Consider the following 24104-nt stretch of genomic DNA (forward strand, 5'->3'; position numbering starts at 1 on the left):
CCTAATTATACGTAGTTTTTACTGGTTGTGCAATGTGCAGAAATGATGTGTTGCAAGTTTTCTATACTTCGCCAGACATATTCCCAGTCGTAAAATATCCTGCGTCTGTTTGTCAATTTTCGTTAAATAAATTTCCAACGCAGTCTTGCAGCATTATCTCTGTAAGAGTATTCTTATAATATCTGTAATATAAAACGTAATGATTTCGATTTGCTGTGATTCGTCTGTTTTTATTCAGGTATTTATTTTATGTAAACGAAAGGATTGATTCTATCTATGAAGATCTGTGGCTTTAATAAAACAACGCTTTTAGATTACCCTGGCCGTGTGGCATGCACGATTTTTCTTGGAGGCTGCAATTTCCGCTGCCCTTTCTGTCAGAACAGTGCTCTTGTTGTGGAGCCTGATTCCCAGCCCTCATATTCCCTGGATGAAATTCTCTCTTTTCTGAAAAAAAGAAAAGGAATTCTGGACGGAGTCTGCATCTCCGGCGGCGAGCCTACACTTGCACCTGAGCTTCCGGATTTTCTGAAGAAAATCAAAGAACTTGGTTATGACATCAAGCTTGATACCAATGGTTCCCGTCCCTCTGTGGTAAAAGCCCTCGCCACCCAGGGTCTGATCAACAAAGTTGCCATGGATATCAAAGCCTGTCCATCCAATTATCACAGCCTTACCGGAGTAGCTTCTGACATAAATGCAATTCAGGAAACTGCAGACTGGCTTCTGAACGGCAGTCTGGATTACGAATTCCGAACTACGGTAGTCCGTGAGCTTCACTCCAAAAACGATTTCCGGGAGATTGCAGAGTGGTTAAGCAACGCCAAAGTCTATTATCTTCAGGCGTACCGGGATTCCGACGGTGTTCTGATTCCCGGTTTCAGTGCCTGCTCCGAAGAGGAAATGAAAAACTACCGGGATATTCTTCTTCGAACGATCCCGGTAGTTGAAATACGTGGTATGGATTTGTAACATATATTCACATACTGATAAAACAGTACCAGTATCCGCCTTTCCCGCCTGGGATCCGGATATCCGGACTTTCCTTGAAATAGGGAAAGCCGAACATATTGGCCATGAAGCGCTCCTGCTGGCTGTAGCTGCCGGGAACTCCCAGTATGTACTGTCCCTGGTGATTCCGGCCCAGCAGAAGATGACCGAAATTCTGATATCCATACATAACAAAGCGGTTACTGCAGAAGCAGCCGTTTTTTCGGCATAAGAGATTACAGTCAGATGGCTTGATTTTACGGCAGTCTGTGAACTGGCCGTCTGGAAACGGGGTACAGGATGTGCCGGGATGTGTCCCAGGGTGCTCGGGCGATTTAGACAACTGGCTATGTGGCTTCGCTTCAGAGCACTTAATGTTGGATTCTGACCCTTGAAGTCCAGAATAATTTGTCTGCTCAGATTCTCTGATTTCTTGTGCGATCATGGTCTTGGATTCTGACGCAGCCGTCCGCTCCTTTACTTCCTGCTGCATCTCCTCCTGCCGTATCAGCTCTTCCCTTACCTGGTTTTCTGTATTTTTGTTTTCTGCATTTTGCTTTTTCTTCGGTTCCGCTTCTACTACAATTCCCGCTTCCCGTTTCTCATCGGCATTCACTTTTTTCTCTTTTTTCCATTCCCGGAAATTCTCCGGCCGTATAGGTTGATCGTCCCATTCCGTCCCCCAGAAGCCTCCTGCATCTGAGATCAGCAGCATTCCTCCCAGATTCTGGAGATTTTTTCCCATGCCGCCTATATCCTCTGTGTCCGTCTCCAGCATACACTCGATCCGCTCACGTCCTGTCATGCAGCTTCCAATCAGGATTCCGTCCATCAGTCCTTCCCGCCGCACGAATCCATACACCCGGCATCTGCTCCCCGGCTCCAGGCCAACACAGCGCAGATGCACCTCAATCCTGCACTTTCTATCCCTGGCCTCCACTCTCACATAGCCGCTGCTGCCATCTTTTTTCCCCTTACGATACTCATATACATACGCAACAAAACGCTGATACCCTGCCACGCACGTCCCTCCGGTATTTTGGCTTCGTTAATATATATGAAAATCAGAGAAAATCATTCCTCTTAAGGATTCCGAAATCCGTGTGAACGCAAAAAAAGAACCCCTCGCAAGGGATTCTCATCAGTAGTCGAAGCGACAGGATTTGAACCTGCGACCTCTGCGTCCCGAACGCAGCGCTCTACCAAACTGAGCCACGCTTCGATATTTTCTTTTCAGTTGTTTGTGTGTTGCTCAACTGCAAGAGCTATTATATTAGAGTTTTATTGGTTTGTCAATAGAAAAAATTAAAAAATTTCAAAAAAATCGAATTTTTTCTTTTTTATGGCATCAGACCTGTTTCGAGGCAGGTCTGATGCTGTTTTTGGGAAGGTTTTTATAATATATTCAGAAGAAATATATGGCTATTTTACAGTTACTTTCACTTTCTTTGTGATTCCGTTGCTGGATACCGTAATAACAGCTGTTCCTTTTTTGATGCCTTTTACAACACCCTTGCTGCTTACTGTTGCCACTTTTGTGTTGCTGCTTGTGTAAGTGATCTTTGCATTGGAGGATGCAGTTGCTTTGATCGCAGTTGTCTTCTTTGCTTTTACACTTACTGCTATTTTTGATGTAAGTTTTAATGTGCCTTTCTTAACTGTGATCTTGCAGGTCGCCTTATAGCTTCCACATTTTGCTGTAATTACAGTTGTTCCGGCTTTTTTGGCTGTTACTTTTCCGCTGGCACTTACAGTTGCAACTGATTTATTGCTGCTTGTGTAGGTTACTTTTGCAGTGAGACCTGTCTTTGTCACTTTAATCTGACTTGTTCCACCTGCAAACAAAGTACCCACAGACGCAGTGGCTTTGATCGTCGGATTCTTAACTGTAATCCTGCAGGTTGCTTTATAGCTTCCGCATTTTGCTGTAATTACAGTTGTTCCGGCTGCTTTTGCCGTTACTTTTCCATTTTTGTCTACGGACGCTACCTTTGTATTACTGCTTGTGTAAGTTATGGTTCCGAAAAGCCCTGTTCTTGTTACTTTAATCTGGCTTGTTCTTCCTTTAAACAATGTACTTACAGACGCAGCTGCTTTGATTGTCGGATTCTTAACTGTAATCCTGCAGGTTGCTTTATAGTTTCCACATTTTGCTGTAATTACAGTTGTTCCGGCTGCCTTTGCCGTTACTTTTCCATTTTTATCAACAGTTGCAGCTTTTGTATTACTGCTTGTGTAAGTTACGGTTCCGGAAACTCCTGTTTTTGTAGTTTTCAACGCAACTGTTGCCGGAGCTCCTTTTACATAAAGAGTTCTGGAAGTAACATTCAGCTTCACAGATGGCGTTTTTACAGTCACTTTATAAGTTGCAGTCTTTCCAATGGAAGATTTTGCTGTGATCACAGCTGTTCCGGCTGCTTTTGCTGTTACTTTTCCATTTACATCTACTGTTGCTACTTTGGAATTGCTGGATGCGTATGTTACATCTGTGCAATTGTCACCGCTTACACTAAGCTGCTGTGTTGCACCGATATATAATGTACCGGAAGTTTTATTAAGCGCAATGGTTCCGTATACGATCTGTGCAGAAACATCTGCATAATCATCGCTGGAAACCTTAACTGTATATGTCTCGTTCTCTGCTCTTGCAGCTGCTGAATCCAGAGTTACCACGCCATTTTCTGCCACTGCATCCTGTGCAAGATATGTAGTTACGGATGCATGGCCAATACCGGTTGAATAGGAAACAGATACTTTCGGATTCTTATATTTATCAAGATTTGTAAGCTTTACATGATTCTTATCTGTAAACTCCGGTGAAACTGCCATGGCTTCTGTTGCCTGCGGTTTGATATAAATTCCATTCTTGAACTCATATACATATGCTCCGTCAGACATAAGGTATGTGATCTTATTCACCGTTTTTCCAGCAAGACCTGCCTCCTTGGAGAAAGCAACCTCGTATACCTGAAGCCACATTTCATCCATATGACGCATTCCATATTTTGCGCCGTCGGTTGTCTCAAGAATCATTCCCTGAATTCCTGAATTCACTTCAAATGCAGCGTCATCTCTGGAATTGCGGAGATATTTTGTGCTGTTTTCTTTCACATCGATCTCATAATCTCCCCAGTGAGAAGATGTATTCAGAACCGCTTCCGCATCTGTCACAGTCGCTTTTACATTTAATTTTGACGCACTGTAGGTTCCGTCTGCCTTAAGTGTCTTATACTGTCCCGGCTCTATCGTCGGCAATGTATTCAACTTAATTCCTGCTGCCTCTGCATAAACACCTTTCTCCGGTACTTCACCTGCTGCCACAAGAATCTGTGCTTCTGCAAAAGTTTTCGCGTCTGTGGCAACATTTACATTCTTTACACCGGTGATCTCATAACCGTTTTCTGTCATGTTCCGGACATCGGCATTTCCAAATGCAGAACCTTTCCTTGTTGTAGCAGAAGTAACCGTGTCATATTTACGGCTCTCGGCATCTCCTGAGTAAAATTCACTGTATGTAAGCGTTGCCGTACCATAAAGTGTTCCTGTAAGTTCTTTATGTCCGTTTGCCACTTTATAGTAAACATCTGTGCCCGGAATCTGTGCATATCCTTCTGCAGCACCTTTTATCCAGTAATAAGATACTCCTGCCACTGTGATCGGTTCGCCAACCGTTGTGATATTTTTTGTCATATCTACATAATTGTCACTGGAGATCATGACCGTATAGATCTCATCGGAAGCTCTCTCAACACCTGCATCAAAAGTTACTACTCCGTCTTTTGCTTCTGCGTGGTCAACCATGTATGTGGTTTTTTTGAAATGTCCGCTTCCTGTTGTATAATATACAGAAATCTTCGGATTTGTATATTTTTCAAGTCCCTCTATTTTAACCTGATCTGTGCTTCCTTTTACAAAAGCCGCCTGAACACTCATGCCTTCGGCTGGCTGAGCTTTTACAAACGGTGCTTGATCTCCAAACTCATATACATATGCACCATCCGGAGTAATGTATGTAACTTTTGAGATCTTTTCTCCCGCAAGTCTGGAATCCTTAGAGAACGCAAGCTCATATGGCTGTACCCAGATCTCGTATGTATGGCGAAGCCCAACTTTCTTTCCGCTTGCTGTTTCAACAATAGCTCCCAGGGTATTTCCGCCTACGGCAAAAGTATCCTGTCTGGAATTGCGGAGATATGCTGTGCTGTTTTCTCTCACAACCAGCATGTAATCTCCCCAGATGGAAGGTGCCTGGATCTCTGCTGCTGCATCCGTTACCGTTGCTTTTACATCCAGCTTCGTGGCACTGTAAGTTCCATCTGCGTTCAATGTTTTATATTGTCCGACTTCCTGTGCAGGTGTTTCGTTCAGTGTAATTCCCGATGCTTCTGTATAAACGCCTTCTTTTGGGAGCTTGTCCGCAGCCTTCAGAACCTGTGCATCTGCATAGATATTTGCATCTACAGCAACGCTTACATTCTTAACACCCTGAATCTGATATCCGGAAGATGTTACCTCTGTGCTGTCTTCGTTTGCAAAAATCTGATTCTTGCTGGTTGTGGCAGAACTAATAGCATCATAGCCTGCCTGCGTAGTGTCACCTGCATAAAATTCTGAATAGGTCAATGTTGCAGTTCCGTACAGATTTCCTGCAAGGGCTGTCTGACCATCTGCAACTTTTACATAGACACCGGTTGTTCCGATCTGTGTATATCCTTCTGCCGGCTGCATGGACCAGAGATATTTCACACCTGCTACTGTGATTTCAGAAGCATCCTGAAGAACCTCTCCTGCTTCTGCCATAAACGCATCTCCGTCACTGAAAGCATCTGTAGCAGTTTCCTGTGTATTGGCAGCTTCTTCTGTCTGAAGTTCTTCTACGGAGTCAGCCCCGTCTTCTCCCTGACTCTCTTCGGATATCTCTTCTGATTCTGCGATCTCCTCAGAAAAATCTCCATCTGGCTCTGATGAAACCTCTGAAATTTCTTCTGTCTCCGATACATCGGATGTCTCTACTGTTTCCTCCTGTGCTTCCTCACCTGCTGCATCATTGAATACTTCTGTCTCTGATGCCATTGCAGTTACCGGCACTCCTGACGCGATCACTGCTGAGCTTAAGACCAGCGCTGCTGATTTCTTAAACAGCTTCCACTTATGCATACTTTGCATCCTCCTCTTTGTCTGTTGCGACAATTATTTTTTGTGAAATTTTTTTCTGCAAGATATGCAATAAGGTCACGTTCCGCAGAAGTGCTCTATCAAGCACAGTTAGTTTGTTAAGACTAACATATCGTGATTTTACCAACTTTCAAATTATTTGTCCATACAGCCCGGCGCAAAAAACCTTTTTATAATTGTTGTTTTTTTCTCATTATCAGATTATTTTTCGAATTTTCTATATAATTCTATTCCCAGCGGCTCTTCTGCTCTTCACAGATACTGTTCCACTGACAGCTGCCGCAGATTTCCCCCCGCTTACCATCCGCGAGAATCTTTTTCTGCACCAGCTCCGTAAATTCCTGAAATTCCAAAACCTGACCGGCCTTTAGTCCACATCTCTCCAGCACAGCATTATCGTATTCCACCACATGTTCACCAGGTGTACAATGTCCGCCGCAGTTATTGGGACAGGCCGAACAGATCTCGTCTGTATCTACATGAAGACGAATTTTCTGTCCTTTCAGAAAAATCTTCAGCATCTCTGCCATATGTGCAGTAAATCCGTTACTGTATCCCTCGCCTTTAAAATAAGCCAGGCACATACCATGATGAGGGCGCAGGGGAATGATTTTTTCCTCTGTGCCCTCATCGCAAACATATGCCGTGGCAATGCTTTTATCTTTCATATTTCAATACCTTTCCAAACTTTTTATTGAATATCCAAAAAATCCACAAATCCGGTGACTTCAAAAATCTCAAGAATAGCTTCGCCTACGTGAATCAGCTTCATAGTACCAATTTTGTTCATCATCTTCTGAAGTTTCAGGATAATTCTCAGTCCTGCCGATGATATGTACTCAAGATTCTCAAAATCAAGAATCAGATTTTTCACATCCTGCAGTTCTTTCTCCGCAAATTCTTCCAGTTGTGGTGCAGTCGTTGTGTCAAGTCTGCCACCAAGGACAACTGTTATTGTTTCTTCTTCTGATACTTTTTTTATTTCCAAGCTCATTTCATACCTCCCATGTTCTGTCAGTGACATGCTCTGAAAATCTCCCAAAATATAGCTGCCATTTTCAGGTAGTTTTATAAACAGTTTAACACGAACTCATATTGCAAACAAGCAAAACGCTTTACAGTATCAAAAAAAACAGAGCGGATGCCCCCAAAGACATCTGCCCTGTCCTGATTTATCTTTTCGCTTCTCCTTCCGGAAAAATAACCTTATTCACAAAGAAAAATACTACCATGGAAACACCTCGTATTATCTTTTCATTCCAGAACAAACCTGCTCCATCTGCACGAAACTGATCAGAATGTCTCGTTTTTTTCATAATCATAACATAGCATGATATCCGACTTTAAAATGTTCTTCTTCACAAATGATCCTCTTTTCTGCACAAACTGCAATAGACAGTCAGCTTTCCAACTTTTTCTTTCAAATTCCGCTGTTCAATGGTATACTGAAAACAGCAATTTTCAGTATAAAAAAGGGGGATTTTTCCACATGGATATACACGATATACATAATATCAGCACCAGCTGTACACGGACAGAATTTGTAGGGACTGCCGTCCTGGATACCATCGGACTTGTGATCTCCGGTGTTGACGATTCCCTGCTTCAGGAGATGAATGTCGGTACGAAATACCACTGTCTTGGTCTTTTCAGTTCCCGGACCGGTGCGGCCGGACAGATCACAGCCATCGACGATGCGGTAAAAGCCACCAACACAGAGGTGCTTTCCATTGAACTCCCTCGAGATACCAAGGGCTGGGGCGGCCATGGAAACTATATCGTACTGGGTGGAAATGATGTCTCAGATGTACGTCATGCCATTTCCCTTGCCCTGGAGCTGACGAACAAATATGCCGGTGAGGTTTATATCAGTGAATCCGGACATCTGGAGTTTGCTTTTTCCGCAAGTGCAGGTCCTGCCATTCACAAAGCTTTTGGAACTCCACTGGGTGAAGCATTCGGTTTCATGGCCGGCTCTCCTGCTGCCATTGGTCTTGTTATGGCTGACAATGCGGTAAAATCCGCTGCCGTTTCCATCACAAAATATATGACACCAAATATCGGTACCAGCCACTCCAACGAAGTGATCATTGCCATCTCCGGCGATGCCAGCGCAGTAAAAGCCGCAGTTCTTGAAGGACGCCAGACAGGTCTGGAGCTGCTGATCGGCATGGGAACTTATCCGGAAATTCCGGGAACGCCGTATCTGTAAATGGCTATCTGCTATATTATAAACAATATTTACATACCAGCACAGTAAAACAGCACCATAAGATCACTCAAACCATTGATCTTATGGTGCTGTTTCTATTCGTATTTTATTTATTCTGCCCGTATCAGCCTACCTGATAAACCTCAGCTGACTGAAGTCCGAAGCTTAATGCCTCCTCATGACTTCCACAGTAAATATCAACATGTCCGTAAGGAGTTCCAAGATCCTCTACTGTATACACATTTCCGTTGATCAGAAGCTTGGTTCCAAAAGGAACGCCTGCCATAGCTACTGTACGTCCTGCTGTCGGAACAGTTCCGCTGGCAGTCAGATTACCTGCTGTACCACAACATTGTGCACAGTTACAATATGCTGTCAGTGTAAAGTTTCCAAGATATGTCCCCTGGCTGGAGGAACCGGAAGCAGAAGTATCTGTGGATGTATCATCTGATGAGTCTGAAGTATCCTCATCAGATGAATTATCCCCGGAACTTCCGGACTGCACATCATCAGTTTCCTCTTCTTCCTCTTCTACAACAACCTCAGAGCTTGTAGAAGTACTGGAATCTTCTGTAGTGTCTTCATCGGAATCGTATCCATAATCATCAGAACTTTCTTCATAACTGCTGTCTTCGCTATCTGTCCCATCATCAGCCTGTGCTGCTTCTTCAGCTGCAGCTTCTGCGGCTGCCTGTCTCTCAGCCTCGGCTTCTGCCTCAGCTCTCGCCTTCTCCTCAGCTGCTTTCTCAGCCTCTGCCTGCTGTACAAGAGCTGTGATATTGCTGTCCGCATTGCTGATATCTGCCATCAGCTGCTGGGCTTCTTCCTGGCTGGCACTGATCTGATTTACATAAGAGTTGATATCCTCGCTTGTGGTCGCTGCCATGGACTGAACTTCCTGCTGCTTGGACGCACGCTCTGTCATCAGATTATCGATCTCTGCTGACTCGGTCTCAACCCTCTTCTCATTCTCCTGAATGTTCTCCTGAAGACTTACATACTTACCCAACATATTTCTGTCATATGTAGAAATCTGTATCGCATTCTCTGCGCGGTTCAGAAATTCTGCAAGACTCTCGGAGGAAAGTAATGTCTCCAGTGCAGATGTTCCTGCATTTTCATACATATATGCGATTCGAAGCTTCATGGATTCATACTGATCTGTAGAAGCTTTCTTCGCTTTTTTAAGTTCTTTTTTTACTTTATTGAGTTCGTCTTCCTTCTCAGCAGCCTGAATACTCAGTTCAGAAATACTGTTGGTAAGATCCTCATACTGTGCGTTTAAGTCGGCCAGATAGCTCTCCAGCTCCTGCTTCTTGCTCTCAAGACTGCCGATACTGCCCTGTACCTGCGCGAGGCTGTTCTCTGCGGCCTGTTTCTCCGCCTGTGCCTCTGCAATGGCAGCGTCTGTACTTGATGCATATACGGTGCTTCCCATGGAAAGAGTAAGCATGCCTGTCAGCAGTAATGTGAAAACTTTTCTATTCTTCATATAAACACCTTTCGTCCTTTCATGGGTACTAGTATAACATATTTTTTATAAAAAGCAACATTTTTATTTCATTTTTGTAACAAGTATGTAATATTTGAAGATATTCGCCTTTACTTTGTCCGTAAAATCCTATTTAATTGTTATGATTTTATTACAAATATGGCATTACTATAACTGTATTTAGATGAAATATCCACAACAAAAGAAGCCACCCCTCTGCAGGTTTCCCTGCAAAGCAGCAGCTTCATAATTATCCTATGCAGTCTCAATTCCCAAGTCGTCAGCTATGCGGATCTCTCTCCGCTGTCTGTAACCGAAAGCCAGACCTATTCCGCAGCTTCCATAAGAACATCATTCTCGGCTTCCTCAGCCATTACTTCCTGATATTTGTCGAGAATGATCGTCTGGATCCGTTCTCTTGTTGAAGAGTTGATCGGATGTGCGATATCGCGGTACTCTCCGTCGCTGGCCTTACGGCTCGGCATCGCAATAAACAGACCTTTTTCTCCTTCGATAACCTTAATGTCATGTACCACAAACTCGTCATCTATAGTGATAGACACAACGGCCTTCATTTTCCCTTCTTTTGCTACCTTTCTCACACGTACATCTGTAATATTCATGTTACCTGCCCCTTTCATTTCGCCAAACGTATCTGCGGGAATTTCTGCATTTACAATACGTAGCGTTCGTTTTTCTCTACGACGATCTTTACTTCTCCTTCTTCGCCGCAGTAATATGAGTTCGCCCGGATAGTATCCCGGCTCTCAACAATGCAATTCTCGATATGTGTATTATCTCCAAGGTATACGTCATTGAGGATCACAGAGTTTTTAATAACACAGTTGCTACCTACAAATACATCACGGAACAGAACTGAATTCTCTACCGTTCCGTTGATGATGCATCCGCTGGATATCAGACTGTTCTTCACATTGGATCCCGGATTGTATTTAGCCGGTGGTACATCTGCGATCTTCGTCTTAATTCCTGGCTCCTGTTTAAAGAAATAATTGCGGATCTCCGGTTTCAGGAAATCCATGTTCGTCTGGTAATAAGCCTCTGCTGTAGAAATATTATTCCAGTAAGTATCGATCTTATAGCCATAGATTCTCTTAAGATTCTTATAGCGGATAAGAATATCATTTACAAAATCATGTCTTCCTTCCTGTGCAGCACGCTCGATCAGCTCGATCAGCTGTCTTCTCCGGATGACATAGATACCTGTGGACACAGTATTATAAGAAGAAACGATCGGTTTCTCCTCAAATTCCTCGATCCGGCAGTCCTCATTCATACGAAGAACACCAAAGCGTTCCACCTGGCTCTGATCCTGGCAGGTTGTACATACGACAGTCACATCTGCTCTCTTTGCAATGTGATATTCCAGGACTTTATTGTAATCCAGCTTGTAGATTCCGTCACCGGATGCGATCACAACATACGGCTCATGGCTGTTTTTAAGAAATGTCAGATTCTGATAGATCGCGTCTGCAGTTCCCTGATACCATAAGCTGTTATCCTTGGTGATCGTCGGTGTGAAAACATAGAGTCCTCCCTGTTTTCTTCCGAAATCCCACCATTTGGATGAGCTTAAATGCTCATTCAGGGAACGGGCATTATACTGTGTCAGGACAGCTACCTTCTGGATATGTGAATTCGCCATATTGCTCAGGGCAAAGTCGATCGCGCGATAGCTTCCTGCAATCGGCATGGCTGCGATCGCTCTCTTGTTTGATAATTCTCTCATGCGGTTGTTATTTCCGCCTGCCAAAATAATACCTATCGCTCTCATTCTTTCCCACCGTCCTTTGCTGCAATTACCTGGCCGCCTGCCAGTTCTCCGTCAGGGTAGTCTTCTTTGGTCGTGATACCTGAGATAGCAGTATTCTTGCCAATCTTAACATTATCCGGAATCACGCTGCCTTCTCCGATTGCTGCCAGTCCAAAGGAATATACAGCAGGTTTCAGAACATTCGGTGCTTCTTCACCGTAGCCGATCACAACATTGTTTCCGACAACAACGTCCTCAGCCACGATTGCCTTATCCATAACAGTATTCTCGCCAATTACCGTATTCTTCATGATAATGGAATCACGGATCACGCTGCCCTTTCCGATGGTTACATTGGGACCGATCACTGAATTATGTACCTCTCCGTAGACTTCCGTTCCCTCACCGATGATACACTTGTCTACAACTGCGTCTGAGGCAATGTACTGAGGCGGGATCACGTCACCCTTGGTATAAATTCTCCAGAATTCCTCATAAAGATTAAACTCCGGAATGATATCGATCAGTTCCATGTTGGCTTCCCAGTAAGAACCAAGTGTTCCTACATCTTTCCAGTAACCATTGTATTCATATGCAAAAAGACGTTGGCCTTTCTCCTTACAATACGGAAGAATATGCTTACCAAAGTCACATCCGTTCTGATCCTTCAGTGCGATCAGCGCTTCTTTAAGAACCGGCCATGAGAAGATATAAATACCCATAGAAGCCAGGTTACTGCTCGGATGCTCCGGTTTCTCCTCGAACTCTGTAATACGGTTGCTGTCGTCAGTGACCATAATACCAAAACGGCTGGCTTCCTCGATTGGAACCGGCATACATGCGATTGTAATGTCTGCCTTGTTCGCCTTGTGGAAATCCAGCATTACTTCGTAATCCATCTTATAGATATGGTCACCGGAAAGAATCAGCACATAATCCGGATTATACTGTTCCATATACGCCAGATTCTGATAAATCGCATTGGCAGTTCCTGTATACCATTCGCTGCTTGTGCTCTTCTCGTACGGCGGCAGGACTGTGACACCACCTTCATTGCGGTCCAGATCCCACGGAATACCGATGCCGATATGTGTATTCAGGCGGAGCGGCTGGTACTGCGTCAGCACGCCCACCGTGTCAATTCCTGAGTTAATACAATTGCTCAGTGGAAAATCGATGATACGATATTTACCACCAAAAGCGACTGCCGGCTTTGCAACTTTTTCTGTCAAAACTCCTAACCTGCTACCTTGCCCACCGGCCAAGAGCATGGCAATCATCTCTTTCTTAATCATGCGATCACCTCTTGTATGTTATTATTGTTTAATTATATCATACTTTACCGTATTAGTGAACATTTTTTACAATTATTTTGCCTAGACTTTACTTTTTTTATCGCTATTGTATATCAAAAATTGGTATGACTAATCATTTTTTTCGTTCTTCTGGTAAATTTCAACATTTTTCCGCAACATTTTCTGGTTACTTTTGTATTCAGCACAAAACCGCTTTTTTATCTGAAAGTAGCACTTTTCAATTGTTTCCGTTGGCGTTATAATAAAACAGACTAAAGAACCCCGAAAAAACAACATATATATAAGGAGATTATTATGTATCAGATAGACTTTCATAAACCGCTCCACATTCATTTTATCGGAATCGGCGGCATCAGCATGAGCGGCCTTGCCGAGATTCTTCTCGAGGAGAATTTCAAGATCTCCGGTTCCGATGCCAAGGCCAGCCCTCTGACCCGCACTCTGGAAGAACGCGGTGCCATGATCTACTATGGTCAGCGTGCAGCTAATATCAAGGATGATGTAGATGTTGTTGTGTACACTGCAGCGATCCACCCTGACAACCCGGAATTTGCCTGCGCTAAAGAAAAAGGTCTTCCAATGCTCACACGTGCAGAACTGCTTGGGCAGATCATGCGTAACTATGATACTCCGATCGCAATTTCCGGTACTCATGGCAAAACAACCACAACCTCCATGGTATCCCACATCCTTCTTGAGGGTGACTGCGATCCGACGATCAGTGTCGGTGGCATCCTTCCTGCGATCCACGGCAACATCCGCGTGGGAAATTCTGAGACTTTTGTCACGGAGGCCTGTGAATACACCAACAGCTTCTTAAGCTTTTTCCCAAAAATCAGTGTGATCCTGAATATGGATGCTGACCATCTGGATTTCTTCAAGGATATTGACGATATCCGTCATTCCTTCCGGAAATTTGCCGAGCTTCTTCCGGAAGACGGAACTCTGATCATCAATGCCGATACACCGGAATATGAGACTATCACCCGTGATCTTTCATGTCATATTCTTACCTATGGTCTTGAGCATGATGCAGATTATACAGCAACAGACATCACATGGGATAAATACGGACACCCATCCTTTACTGTTCTTTTCCAGGGCAAAAAAATCGGCAGCTACTACCTCCGTGTACCGGGCATCCATAACGTATCCAACGCTCTGGCAGCCATCGCTGTGGGACGCCTTCTGGATCTTCCGGAGGAAGTTCTCGTCAAAGGACTGGGAAGCTTCACAGGAACAGACCGCCGTTTCCAGTACAAGGGTGAAATTGGCGGAGTTACCATTATCGATGATTACGCACATCATCCGACAGAGATCGAGGCAACTCTTCATGCAGCGAAGAATTACCCTCATCAGAAGGTATGGTGTGTATTCCAGCCACATACTTATACCCGTACCAAGGCTCTTCTTCCGGAGTTTGCCAAAGCTCTGACCCTTGCAGACCACGTAGTGCTTGCTGATATCTATGCAGCCCGTGAAACTGACGATCTTGGCATTTCCTCCCAGGATCTCCAGAAAAAGATCCAGGAACTGGGAACACCTTGCGAATATTTCCCGACTTTCGATGAGATCGAGAGCTTTCTGCTGAAAAGTTGTGCACATGGTGATCTGTTGATAACTATGGGCGCCGGAGACGTTGTAAATATTGGAGAACACCTCCTCGGAAAATAGTTATCCACATTATCCACATGCTTATGCACATTCCATACGTGCCTGGCATGTGGATTTTTTTGTGCATAATCCACTTGACATAAATTGACAGCATAATTCTGCAAATACCGCATTTTCCTTATAAAATCCGGTTTTTTTTCAGTTACCAATAATGTCATCCTCGAAGTTTTCCACATTATCCACATTTTCCACATACAAATTTGCGTACATCCGTTGTGAAAATAAACTATTCTCATTTAAAAATGGTTGTGCTATAATCCTTCTTAGTGTGTCAGACAGATTTGTCCGCTATAATTTGTGCGATAATATTACAGAAAGTGAGCTGCTGATATGAGTATGATTTCTCTTCAGAATACCTCAGAAACAGAGGTTACGATTCTTTCCAATCGTTTTATTGACAACTTCATGCCTCGTGCCAACGGAGAATTTGTGAAGGTATATATCTACCTGCTCCGTATTGTATCTGCCGCTCCAACCTCCTTCAGTCTGGAAACTATGGCAGACCGGCTTTTCTGCACGGAGCGAGATATCTCCCGTGCCTTAAAATACTGGGAAGCTGAGAAGCTGATCTCTCTGACTTATACCAATGACCAGCAGCTTACCGGAATCACTCTTCTGGATCCATTCACAGATACCGGCCGTCTGGAGAGCAGTGCTTCCAGTGATCAGGTGTTTTCCCACGAGAGTACTTCTTCTCCGGTTTCCGTATCCAATGTGGGAGCCTCTTCCGGCACAGACACTGACCGGTCCGGAACTTCTGCCTACAGACTCACTCCAGACCGTGTAAAAGAGCTCAAACAGAACGAGGAAGTCAGCCAGCTGCTCTATATTGCCGAGCAGTATCTTGGCAAGACACTGACTCCTACGGAAATGCAGAAGATTCTTTTTTTCTACGACGAGCTCAAAATGTCCGCAGACCTCATCGAATATCTTGTGGAATACTGTGTTTCCAGAGGGCGCAAGAGTATGCGCTATATTGAAACTGTTGCCATGGCCTGGTCCAAAGACGGCATTACAACGGTTGAGAAGGCCCGTGAAGCAAGCTCCCGTTTTTCCAAAGATTATTATTCAGTCCTGAAAGCTATGGGAATCAACGGGCGCAATCCTGTGGAGGATGAGATCACTTACATTGATACCTGGCGTAAAACCTACGGTTTTGACCTGGAGCTGATCCAGGAGGCCTGCAGCAGAACAGTTCTCACAACAGGCCAGCCAAGCTTCCAGTACGCAGATAAAATCCTCTCCGGCTGGAAAAAGAAAAACGTACATACTCTGGAAGATATCCGGCTTCTGGATGCCGAGCATAAGAAGCGCCAGCTGGAGAAATCTGTTTCCCGCAAGAAACAGCCTACACAGCCGCCTCAGAGTAATAACCGGTTTAACAATTTCCATCAGCGGGATTACGATTTCGCAGAATATGAGAAACGTCTTTTAAATCAGTAACCTTTTTTACCTGGAAGGAGCTTTTTTATGCCTTTACAGAATTTTCAGTATGATACTATAATGAGAGAATACAGTCGGCGTCAGGCTCAGAATCACCGGATTCTGGAGGAGCACACTGCCAATGCCTATGCGAAGATTCCCCGTCTTAAAGAGATTGATGACGAGGTAGCTACCTTAAGTGCAGATAAGGTGCGAAGGCTTTTAAGCGGCAAAGAAAAAGGAACTTCTGACCTGAAGGCAGCGATCCAGGAGCTCTCAGATGAACGACTCACGCTTCTTGTTGCCAATGGTTTTCCCGGAGATTATCTGGAAATGCCCTGCACCTGTCCTGTCTGTCAGGACACCGGATACGTGGGCAGCAAAAAATGCACCTGTTTCAAAAAAGCCGAGATTGAACTGCTCTATGCACAGTCTAATCTCAATGAAATTCTTGAAAAAGAAAATTTTGACAGCTTTTCATTTGACTATTATTCTGCTACAATAAAAAACGAAGCCACGGGACTGTCTGCTCTGGAAACAGCCAGACGGGCCTACGACACTGCACAGCGCTTTGTGCAGGACTTCGACCACAAATTCGAAAATCTGTTTTTGTATGGCGATACCGGCGTGGGAAAAACATTTCTCTCACACTGTATCGCGCGGGAGCTTCTCAGATCCACGCACTGTGTTCTGTATTTCTCAGCCTATGATCTTTTTGATATGATGGCTGCGAACTCTTTTTCCAGAAAGGATACAGGCACAGATGAGGAACTGCTCTACGACTGTGATCTTCTTATCATTGATGACCTTGGAACAGAGCTTACCAACAGCTTTGTATCCTCGCAGCTTTTTCTCTGTCTCAATGAACGGATCATGCGAAGAAAGTCCACGATCATTTCCACGAATCTGACGCTCAAGAATTTCTCGGATACTTATTCCGAGAGAACTTTTTCCCGGATCGCAAGCAACTATCAGATGATCTCGCTGATCGGGAAAGATATCCGTATACAGAAAATATTTTTAGGAGGAAATTAAAATGGCACAGGTAACTACAAAAGATTTTTCCACACTCCCGGTAGGAAGACTTGGACTGATTCCCCTTCAGAGCTGCAGCTCATTAGGAGCTAAGGTGAATGACTGGCTGGTTAAATGGCGTGCCGAAAGGCAGTATCCCGGAATGGATTCCTTCGCTTTCGAGGGATACAAGCGTGATTCTTACATTATCGAAGCAAAGAATCCTCGTTTCGGTTCCGGTGAAGCCAAATGTACCATCAACGAATCTGTCCGTGGTGATGATATCTACATTATGGTGGATGTGACCAACTACAGCCTTTCCTATCCGATCGGACCATATACCAATCTCATGTCCCCGGATGACCATTTCCAGGATATGAAACGTGTAATCGCTGCCATCGGTGGAAAAGCCCGCAGAGTTAACGTAATCATGCCGTATCTCTATGAGAGCCGTCAGGACAAGCGTGTCGGAAGAGAGTCTCTGGACTGTGCCACTGCACTTCATGAGCTGATCGACATGGGTGTTGAGAACATCATCACCTTCGATGCCCACGACTCCCGTGTACAGAACGCTACACCGCTTCACGGCTTCGAGACTGTACAGCCATCCTATCAGTTCATCAAGGCACTTCTCAAGAATGAAGAGGGTCTGCATATTGATAAGGATCATTTCATGACCATCAGCCCGGATGAAGGAAGCATGAGCCGTGCCATCTATCTCGCCAACGTGCTCGGTGTTGACATGGGTATGTACTACAAACGTCTGGACTACACAACCTACGAAAATGGCCGCCATCCGGTTGCTGCATATGAGTTCCTGGGACCGAAGCTTGAAGGCAAGGATATGATCCTGATCGACGATATGATCTCTTCCGGTGATACGATCCTGAAAATTGCTTCTCTCCTCAAGGAGAAAGGTGCCGGAAAGGTTTATATCTGCTCTACTTTCGGTTTCTTCACAGATGGTCTTGAGAAATTCGACGAGGCTCACAAGAAGGGCTACTTCGACAAACTCCTTACTACAAACCTTGTTTACCAGGAGCCTGAACTTCTTGAGAAACCATACTACATCAGCTGCGATATGAGCAAATATATTGCCCTGATCATCGATACGCTGAATCATGATAACTCTGTCAGCCATCTTCTCAACCCGGTAGACAGAATCAAACGTTGTGTTACCAATTACATGAGCCAGTATGAGAAATAATTTTCCACCTGAAATACTATAAAATAATTAAGCAAAAAATCCCCCCGGTTCTCTTTAAATTTCCGAGAACCGGGGGGATTTCTGTATTTCTTCACCAGATAATTATACCGTAAGCAATATTTTCTGATAAGGAATTCCTTCTTTATCCAGTATTTCCATCTCTCTTTTATTGCAGGTACTTATAATCACCTGTCTGTTTTCTTTATGAAGCCAGTGCAGTACGGAAGCCAATCGGTCTTCATCATACATGCCAAACACATCATCCAGAATCACAGGAAAAACCTCATCCCTGCAAAAAAGCTCTCCTGCGGCCATACGCAGTGCAAAATATATCTGCTCCAGTGTTCCGCGGCTCAGTCTCTCCACCGGAACTGTCCGTTCTCCGGTATTCACCAGAATATGAAGCTCCTCGTCCATAAGGACTTCTTTATATTTTCCGCCGGTGATCTCACTTAATATCTGCGAGGTGCGATGTTTGAGTCTGTCTCCCACCTGGTCTGTGATATTCCCGGAAAGTGCTTCAATCGTATCCATGGCCATGTTCAGAGCCTGAATCTCCGTTTCCTCCGGTGTCATCACCTCTGTGTTATCCTCACACTCCTGAAGCTCAGACTTCAGATTGGAAAGAGCTGTATATTTCTCTTCATAATCCTGATCCAGGCTGTTCCTGCTCCAGGTCAGTTCATCATGCCTGGAAAGCCAGCGATTCCTCTGACGTTCACGTTTATTCAGCTCTCTGCTCAGACGTACACGGAAAAACAATGCCGCTACCGTAACTCCTGCCGTAAGCACCCCTGTCAGAATACTTAAGATCACCAGGCCGGAAAAAGCCGCCAGACAACCCGTTCCTGCGATTCCCGCCACCAATACAACCGACAGAACCACATCAACCAATTCTCGTCTCTTTTTTACACGGCGAATTCTCAGTTCCAGAAGATCTTCTGTACTTCGATCACGGGTTCCCTGATTCATTCCATCCTGCTGCTGTGTTACCTTGTCTCGTTTCTCATCCAGCTCCCGGATTTCTTTCTGGATATATTCTATATTCGAAGAAATTTTTTCTTTTTCTTTCTCCAGCTCTTTTTTTCGCCGGGACACTTCTGTAAGATATCCTTTTCTGGACATTTTCAGCATCTGCATAGCCCTTCCCATATCAATGGAACTGTCCCTTGTCCCCTGATAACTTGCCATATAATTCTGAAGTTCCCGGACAAGATCGCGTCCTGTAACGCTTTTAAGCTGTGCAACAGAAACAGTATTATCATAGACTGCCTCACTGACATTTCCAAGAATTACATCCAGCACTCCTGCTTCTGCATCCACAAGGCTTCCGTCATCCTCGCAAAGAAGCTCACCGAATTTTTTTTCTTTATAAAAATTTCTGGTAAGGCGATATTTTTTTCCCTGCGCGGCAAACCACAAAATGCCACCGTATTCTGCCGGGTTTTCCCAGGGTTCATATTTCGTATATGTATCATTTTGTGCAGCCTTGCCTCTGAGTCTGCGGACGCCATAGAGCATGGAACGTATAAATGTGTGAGTGGTTGTCTTACCGCTTTCATTTTCTCCGTAGAGTACGTTGAGTCCCGGAGAAAGCTCTATATCTTTATCCCGTATCTTACCGAAATTTTTGATTTTCAAACGTCTGATGACCATTTTTCAGCTATCCTCCTGTCTCATCGTCTGCTGCCTGTCTCCAGGAGCGCCTGAAGGCCATAATACAGCGCTTTTTTCTGCACAGTATCCAGTTCACCCTTCGAGAGAAAATATCCGATATAATCACCGATCAGCGTGCCACTGTAACGTTTATACAGCTCCGGAAGATTATAAGCAGGCCAGGATTCATCGATCACATCTGTGATATTTCCAAGATTTTTCAGCTTTTCAGGTATCAGCAGAAGATCCGGCGAACGCATACCCTGAAGGATCACACGATAAATATTTCTTCCACCTCTGCGAAATATCTGGGATTTCACAGCTTCCTCCAGCGAGATCTGTGTCGTTTCCTCATGAAGTGTCATTACCAGCTGCTGATAGGAACGGCAGGCAAACGGCACAAATTCTGTACGGATCCTGCCGTTTACAAGCCTTCCTTCCATATAGCCATGGTCACCGGTATCATTTCTGTCTATAGGTTCCAGTGCTCCGGCAAATGCCGCCTGATCACGAATCAGAATCTGAGGTTTATGAATATGTCCAAGCGCTATGTAGTCAAAACCCGCTGCGGCAAGTGAGGCCGCGCTGAGTGGTATATGTTTCTCATCTCCGCCATGTGCCAGAAGAATGTGGATTCCCTCTTCCTGAATCGGAGATGCCTTATCATAAAGTCCTTCTTTTATTTCCCGGTCATAGTAGCTGAGACCATACACATAAACATCCAGCTTCGGATCTTTGACCCAGGTCAGTTCTCTGCTCTTAAAGAATACAACATTGGAATTCCACTCAAACGTATTGTAAAAAGAATCCCTGCTGATAAAATCATGATTTCCTGCCATGAGATACACCCGGGTATCCGGTATGGTCGAAAACAGATAATTTACTTCTTTAAGCTCTCTCATCAGTGGCTGGCGGTGGAACAGATCTCCGGATATAAATAGCAAATCCACCGGATCTTTGCGGATACCCGCAATAACCCGGCGGAAAGTGCTCCAGATTTCTTCCTCCCGCTCTTTGCTCCATGGGCAGCCCCTGTCAGGGACAGCTCCCAGATGCACATCTGCAAGATGAATAAATCTCATAATGTGTTCTCCCTTTTTTAAGGTATGATCTGATTAAAGATCGCAGTTCTTTACAGTTCGCGGGAATGGGATCACGTCACGGATGTTGCCCATTCCTGTAAGATACATTACACATCTTTCGAAGCCAAGACCAAATCCGGAATGGCGTGTAGAACCATATTTACGAAGATCCAGATAGAAATCATAATCCTCCGGCTTCAGACCAAGCTCGTCCATACGTTCTCTCAGCTTGTCGTAGTCGTCCTCTCTCTGGCTTCCTCCGATGATTTCTCCGATTCCCGGTACCAGACAGTCCATAGCTGCAACTGTCTTGCCGTCCTCATTCAGTTTCATATAGAAGGCCTTGATCTCCTTCGGATAGTCTGTAACGAACACTGGTCTCTTGTAGATCTGCTCTGTCAGATAGCGCTCGTGCTCTGTCTGAAGATCGCAGCCCCAGAATACCTTATAATCAAATTTGTCATTGTTTTTCTCAAGGATCTCAACAGCCTCTGTGTAGGTTACATGTGCAAACTCAGAGTTAAGAACATGGTTCAGTCTGTCAAGAAGTCCCTTGTCTATGAAAGAATTAAAAAAATTCATTTCTTCCGGCGCATTCTCAAGAACGTAACGGATCACATATTTCAGCATAGCCTCTGCCAGCTCCATGTCATCCTGAAGATCTGCAAAAGCACACTCCGGCTCGATCATCCAGAACTCTGCCGCATGACGTGTTGTGTTGGAGTTCTCTGCACGGAAGGTCGGTCCGAATGTATAAATATTACGGAATGCCTGTGCATAAGTCTCGCCGTTCAGCTGTCCGCTTACGGTAAGGTTGGTTTCTTTACCAAAAAAATCCTGTGAATAATCTACTTTTCCGTCTTCTGTCATCGGAAGATTCTTCGGATCCAGTGTTGTTACCTGGAACATCTCTCCTGCACCCTCACAGTCGCTTCCTGTGATCAGTGGTGTATGCACATAGACAAACCCTCTCTCCTGGAAAAATTTATGGATTGCATATGAACAGAGAGAACGTACACGGAATACAGCCTGGAATGTGTTTGTTCTCGGTCTTAAGTGTGTCATAGTTCTTAAGTACTCAAGACTGTGGCGTTTCTTCTGAAGCGGATAATCCGGCGCTGAACTTCCCTCTACAGATACTTCCTTCGCCTGGATCTCAAATGGCTGTTTTGCCTGTGGTGTAGCTACCAGTGTTCCTTTGACAATGATGGCAGCTCCTACGTTTAACTTGGAAACCTCTGCGAAATTCTCCATGTTATCATGATACACGATCTGAAGAGTTTCAAAAAAGCTTCCATCGTGAAGAACAATAAAGCCAAAAGCTTTGGAATCGCGGACACTGCGTACCCAGCCGCCTACTGTGATCTCTTTATCAAGATACTGTTCACGGTTTCTGTAAATCTCTTTAACTGTTGTCAGTTTCATAATCTATACCTCATTCCTCATATTCAGGATTTCCCGTCCCTGCGGACACTTGTAAGTCCGTATCGAATTAAGTATAGACTATTCTTATGGTTCGTGCAAGGAGTAATTGCCCTGTGGATGCAAAAATCCCGCACGCCGGAATTTATGTCGGCATGCGGGTATAATGTAAGATTAATAATATGTTGCGTTAATGCTTCCTGTATTGAGATATGTCACGCAATAATAGTAAATTCTCTTATATGTTTTTGTTGTATAATGAAGACCGTCATCCGAACCTCTGTCCACTCCCACATAGGAAGCATTAGTTCCATAACCATTCTTCATCAGTGCACTATAGGTATCAATAAATTTATAATTTGCAGCCAGTCCTGAACGAATCTTGCTGTTAAACTCTCTTACCTGTGCCTCTGTACGTGCACCTTTTCCTGCTTTCGTAATCATAATGCTGTTCAGCGGATTCACTGACATATAAAACAGCTTACAGTTTTTACTCTTCAGTGTGGATGCAATGCCTGTCATATAGCTTATGTAATTACCTGCATTTGCCATATCGTTGACGCCCAGATTAAAGACAACCGCTACCGGACGGTTACCTTCTGCTTTATTAATCTCTTTCAGAAGCTGCATATAGCCTTCGCTTCTGAACCAGCTTAAGCCCTGTCCTGCACTTGCCACAAAGGCAACACCCTGTGTCACAGAACTGCTCATCTGTTTGTTCAAAGTTGCATTCATTCCCACTGTACGGGAATCTCCCACAAAGATCACCTTACTGTACTTCAATCCAACAGCAGGACGTGCCATTTCATCAGAACTGATATCCTTTTCCATTGCACGGTTAAATACTGTTGCATACAATGTTGTATTCTTGCTTACTTTAAGAAGTTCACCTGCTTCATAATCCGGATTGGTTGAAGAACCGGTACGTTTGGTTTTTGACCAGCCCATAAAAGTATATCCGGAGACCTGGGATGCTGACGGCAGCTTTAGATATCCGCCTTTTCCGAGAGTTACTGTTTTCCATACTGTACCGTTTGTTTTGCATAAGTTCACGCTTACTGACTGCATCTGCACTGCATAATACTTAATGTTTCCTGCAATTTTGATCTTTGTTCCTGCTTTTTTCACAGTGGAGGTTTTTCCATTCATGCTTGCAGACCATCCAAGGTTTACATAACCTGATCGGAACGGTACTGATGGCAAGGTATAATAGGTACCTTCCTCGACCTTTTTCTGAAGTTTCTTATAGGTTGCATTGCTGCTTCCATTTCCAAGATAAAAGCTCACTGTATAATACCTGCTTTTTCTGCGGACAGCATACAAAGTCATATCTTTTGTGACCTTTACACCGGCACCTGCCTTATATACAACTTTCATGCTTCCTTTCTGTGTCGTCCAGCCAAGATTTGTATATCCCACCGCCTTCGGCACGGCCGGAAGTTTGATTGTTGTATTCAACGCCACATTTTTTGTAAGCGATGTATATGTTTTACTTTTGCTTGTCCCGGTATTATTCGTAAATTTCACTGTGTAAACAAGCTTCTTTGCAGATACCTTCCTGGCAGCTCCCGGCATAAATACCAGAGCCACAACTACAACCAGCAGCAAAAGCCATCTGTATCGAAAGGCTTTTCCGGTTTTTTGTATATTTTTCATATATAAGCTCCT

The 24104-nt window shown here is 44.3% G+C and carries 18 protein-coding genes and 1 tRNA gene; 6 read left to right on the forward strand and 13 right to left on the reverse strand.

The features are described from left to right. The first annotated feature begins 276 nt into the window (after positions 1 to 276). Complete coding sequence (locus WMO28_RS08620) at positions 277 to 972, forward strand: anaerobic ribonucleoside-triphosphate reductase activating protein (RefSeq protein ID WP_349056688.1); 696 nt, start codon at positions 277 to 279, stop codon at positions 970 to 972. Between the two features lie 7 nt (positions 973 to 979). Here WMO28_RS08620 and WMO28_RS08625 read toward each other — a convergent pair whose 3' ends face one another. The 5 genes from WMO28_RS08625 to WMO28_RS08645 all read right to left on the reverse strand — a co-directional run bounded on the left by WMO28_RS08625 (position 980) and on the right by WMO28_RS08645 (position 7159). Next, positions 980 to 2011 (reverse strand): DUF6128 domain-containing protein, encoded by a 1032-nt coding sequence (locus WMO28_RS08625; protein ID WP_349056689.1) that lies wholly within the window; start codon positions 2009 to 2011, stop codon positions 980 to 982. A 127-nt stretch (positions 2012 to 2138) separates the two neighbouring features. Continuing rightward, positions 2139 to 2212 (reverse strand) — tRNA-Pro (locus WMO28_RS08630). A gap of 200 nt (positions 2213 to 2412) precedes the next feature. Beyond that, positions 2413 to 6147 carry an Ig-like domain-containing protein gene (locus WMO28_RS08635; protein WP_349056690.1) on the reverse strand — a complete coding sequence of 1245 codons (3735 nt, stop codon included), beginning with the start codon at positions 6145 to 6147 and terminating at the stop codon, positions 2413 to 2415. Between the two features lie 245 nt (positions 6148 to 6392). Beyond that, positions 6393 to 6833 carry a DUF1284 domain-containing protein gene (locus WMO28_RS08640; RefSeq protein ID WP_349056691.1) on the reverse strand — a complete coding sequence of 147 codons (441 nt, stop codon included), beginning with the start codon at positions 6831 to 6833 and terminating at the stop codon, positions 6393 to 6395. A 23-nt stretch (positions 6834 to 6856) separates the two neighbouring features. Next, entirely contained in the window at positions 6857 to 7159 is a 303-nt protein-coding gene (locus tag WMO28_RS08645) for an STAS domain-containing protein (RefSeq protein WP_349056692.1), read from the reverse strand. A 495-nt stretch (positions 7160 to 7654) separates the two neighbouring features. Here WMO28_RS08645 and pduB point away from each other — a divergent pair, with 495 nt between their 5' ends. Then, complete coding sequence (gene pduB / locus WMO28_RS08650; protein ID WP_435376184.1) at positions 7655 to 8377, forward strand: microcompartment protein PduB; 723 nt, start codon at positions 7655 to 7657, stop codon at positions 8375 to 8377. A gap of 124 nt (positions 8378 to 8501) precedes the next feature. On the opposite strand, the gene WMO28_RS08655 is transcribed toward pduB, so the two are convergent. The 4 genes from WMO28_RS08655 to WMO28_RS08670 form a co-directional block, all read right to left on the reverse strand. After that, positions 8502 to 9869, reverse strand: a complete 1368-nt coding sequence (locus tag WMO28_RS08655) for a PcsB-like coiled-coil domain-containing protein (RefSeq protein WP_349056693.1) — start codon at positions 9867 to 9869, stop codon at positions 8502 to 8504. 326 nt (positions 9870 to 10195) lie between these two features. Further along, positions 10196 to 10492 carry a septation regulator SpoVG gene (spoVG, locus tag WMO28_RS08660; protein ID WP_349056694.1) on the reverse strand — a complete coding sequence of 99 codons (297 nt, stop codon included), beginning with the start codon at positions 10490 to 10492 and terminating at the stop codon, positions 10196 to 10198. Positions 10493 to 10542: 50 nt separating this feature from the next. Beyond that, positions 10543 to 11664, reverse strand: coding sequence for a glucose-1-phosphate adenylyltransferase subunit GlgD (gene glgD / locus WMO28_RS08665; RefSeq protein WP_178644287.1), 1122 nt, complete (start codon positions 11662 to 11664; stop codon positions 10543 to 10545). Beyond that, positions 11661 to 12938, reverse strand: a complete 1278-nt coding sequence (locus WMO28_RS08670) for a glucose-1-phosphate adenylyltransferase (protein WP_178644285.1) — start codon at positions 12936 to 12938, stop codon at positions 11661 to 11663. Before WMO28_RS08670 ends, glgD begins: the two co-directional genes overlap by 4 nt. Positions 12939 to 13253: 315 nt before the next feature. Between WMO28_RS08670 and murC the strand changes: the two genes are divergently transcribed. The 4 genes from murC (at position 13254) to WMO28_RS08690 (ending at position 18276) form a co-directional block, all read left to right on the forward strand. Then, the gene (gene murC, locus WMO28_RS08675; protein WP_349056695.1) at positions 13254 to 14633 is read left to right on the forward strand and encodes a UDP-N-acetylmuramate--L-alanine ligase; all 1380 of its coding nucleotides are present in this window, start codon (positions 13254 to 13256) and stop codon (positions 14631 to 14633) included. 330 nt (positions 14634 to 14963) lie between these two features. After that, entirely contained in the window at positions 14964 to 16076 is a 1113-nt protein-coding gene (locus WMO28_RS08680; RefSeq protein WP_178642549.1) for a DnaD domain protein, read from the forward strand. Positions 16077 to 16103: 27 nt separating this feature from the next. Next, on the forward strand, positions 16104 to 17090 hold the full coding sequence (locus WMO28_RS08685) for an ATP-binding protein (protein ID WP_178642552.1): 987 nt from the start codon (positions 16104 to 16106) through the stop codon (positions 17088 to 17090). Position 17091: 1 nt separating this feature from the next. After that, positions 17092 to 18276, forward strand: coding sequence for a ribose-phosphate pyrophosphokinase (locus WMO28_RS08690; RefSeq protein WP_349056696.1), 1185 nt, complete (start codon positions 17092 to 17094; stop codon positions 18274 to 18276). 102 nt (positions 18277 to 18378) lie between these two features. Here the strand turns inward: WMO28_RS08690 and WMO28_RS08695 are convergent, their stop codons facing one another. From WMO28_RS08695 to WMO28_RS08710, 4 genes are all read right to left on the reverse strand, one after another. After that, positions 18379 to 19932, reverse strand: coding sequence for an ATP-binding protein (locus tag WMO28_RS08695; RefSeq protein WP_349056697.1), 1554 nt, complete (start codon positions 19930 to 19932; stop codon positions 18379 to 18381). 20 nt (positions 19933 to 19952) lie between these two features. Next, positions 19953 to 21014 carry a metallophosphoesterase gene (locus WMO28_RS08700; protein ID WP_178642561.1) on the reverse strand — a complete coding sequence of 354 codons (1062 nt, stop codon included), beginning with the start codon at positions 21012 to 21014 and terminating at the stop codon, positions 19953 to 19955. A 33-nt stretch (positions 21015 to 21047) separates the two neighbouring features. After that, positions 21048 to 22439, reverse strand: coding sequence for an asparagine--tRNA ligase (gene asnS, locus WMO28_RS08705; protein WP_349056698.1), 1392 nt, complete (start codon positions 22437 to 22439; stop codon positions 21048 to 21050). Positions 22440 to 22610: 171 nt separating this feature from the next. Continuing rightward, positions 22611 to 24092 (reverse strand): InlB B-repeat-containing protein, encoded by a 1482-nt coding sequence (locus WMO28_RS08710; RefSeq protein WP_349056699.1) that lies wholly within the window; start codon positions 24090 to 24092, stop codon positions 22611 to 22613. Positions 24093 to 24104 lie beyond the last annotated feature (12 nt).

This window comes from Blautia aquisgranensis (assembly GCF_040096615.1).
GTDB lineage: Bacteria > Bacillota > Clostridia > Lachnospirales > Lachnospiraceae > Blautia_A > Blautia_A aquisgranensis.

Coding starts and splice junctions, on each gene's coding strand:
- WMO28_RS08620 (WP_349056688.1), top strand. CDS start 277: ATGAAGATCTGTGGCTTTAATAAAACAACGCTTTTAGATTACCCTGGC.
- WMO28_RS08635 (WP_349056690.1), bottom strand. CDS start 6,147: ATGCATAAGTGGAAGCTGTTTAAGAAATCAGCAGCGCTGGTCTTAAGC.
- WMO28_RS08640 (WP_349056691.1), bottom strand. CDS start 6,833: ATGAAAGATAAAAGCATTGCCACGGCATATGTTTGCGATGAGGGCACA.
- WMO28_RS08645 (WP_349056692.1), bottom strand. CDS start 7,159: ATGAGCTTGGAAATAAAAAAAGTATCAGAAGAAGAAACAATAACAGTT.
- pduB (WP_435376184.1), top strand. CDS start 7,655: ATGGATATACACGATATACATAATATCAGCACCAGCTGTACACGGACA.
- WMO28_RS08655 (WP_349056693.1), bottom strand. CDS start 9,869: ATGAAGAATAGAAAAGTTTTCACATTACTGCTGACAGGCATGCTTACT.
- spoVG (WP_349056694.1), bottom strand. CDS start 10,492: ATGAATATTACAGATGTACGTGTGAGAAAGGTAGCAAAAGAAGGGAAA.
- glgD (WP_178644287.1), bottom strand. CDS start 11,664: ATGAGAGCGATAGGTATTATTTTGGCAGGCGGAAATAACAACCGCATG.
- WMO28_RS08670 (WP_178644285.1), bottom strand. CDS start 12,938: ATGATTAAGAAAGAGATGATTGCCATGCTCTTGGCCGGTGGGCAAGGT.
- murC (WP_349056695.1), top strand. CDS start 13,254: ATGTATCAGATAGACTTTCATAAACCGCTCCACATTCATTTTATCGGA.
- WMO28_RS08680 (WP_178642549.1), top strand. CDS start 14,964: ATGAGTATGATTTCTCTTCAGAATACCTCAGAAACAGAGGTTACGATT.
- WMO28_RS08685 (WP_178642552.1), top strand. CDS start 16,104: ATGCCTTTACAGAATTTTCAGTATGATACTATAATGAGAGAATACAGT.
- WMO28_RS08690 (WP_349056696.1), top strand. CDS start 17,092: ATGGCACAGGTAACTACAAAAGATTTTTCCACACTCCCGGTAGGAAGA.
- WMO28_RS08695 (WP_349056697.1), bottom strand. CDS start 19,932: ATGGTCATCAGACGTTTGAAAATCAAAAATTTCGGTAAGATACGGGAT.
- WMO28_RS08700 (WP_178642561.1), bottom strand. CDS start 21,014: ATGAGATTTATTCATCTTGCAGATGTGCATCTGGGAGCTGTCCCTGAC.
- asnS (WP_349056698.1), bottom strand. CDS start 22,439: ATGAAACTGACAACAGTTAAAGAGATTTACAGAAACCGTGAACAGTAT.
- WMO28_RS08710 (WP_349056699.1), bottom strand. CDS start 24,092: ATGAAAAATATACAAAAAACCGGAAAAGCCTTTCGATACAGATGGCTT.